Source organism: Neisseria sp. P0020.S005 (assembly GCF_051957055.1).
In the GTDB taxonomy this organism is placed as follows: domain Bacteria; phylum Pseudomonadota; class Gammaproteobacteria; order Burkholderiales; family Neisseriaceae; genus Neisseria; species Neisseria subflava_A.
Genome location: NZ_JBQCWV010000084.1, coordinates 1 through 429 on the forward strand (window position 1 = coordinate 1; position 429 = coordinate 429).

Below are 429 nucleotides of genomic sequence, written 5' to 3' on the forward strand. Positions count from 1 at the left end.
GCTGGATACTGCTCGGCCTAACAATGTCTAATTTCAACCATGAAGACAGCGATGCTTTCATCATGTGGTTGACTATGCCGCTCTACTCATGGGCACTCGCCTGTCTGATATTAGTCAATGCTTTGCAGTTCAAACGCGGCAACGATCAATGGGAAGGGTCTCTGTTGCAACTCCTATTGCTGTTTGTTGTCATGGTCATGTTCTTAACCGGTATGTTGTCCGCCGCGGAAGATCTTTCATACTTGAGTGAAGGCGTATCCAATACAGCATCCCCAATTATTGCTTCCATTATTTCTGTTGTCTTATGTAGCGTTGCTGCCCGCGCGGCTATGGCAGAACGCCTGCACCTGCGCTCTTCCCGATTGACTTTTATCGTCCTTGGACTTCTTACGCCTTTAGCTTTGATCAGTTTAGTAAGCAACTATCAAC

General features: G+C 46.9%; 1 pseudogene. It reads left to right on the forward strand.

The features are described 5' to 3' along the window. Positions 1–23: 23 nt before the first annotated feature. Positions 24–429 (forward strand): annotated as a pseudogene (locus ACTHTU_RS11425) (beta-carotene 15,15'-monooxygenase); the annotation flags it as partial.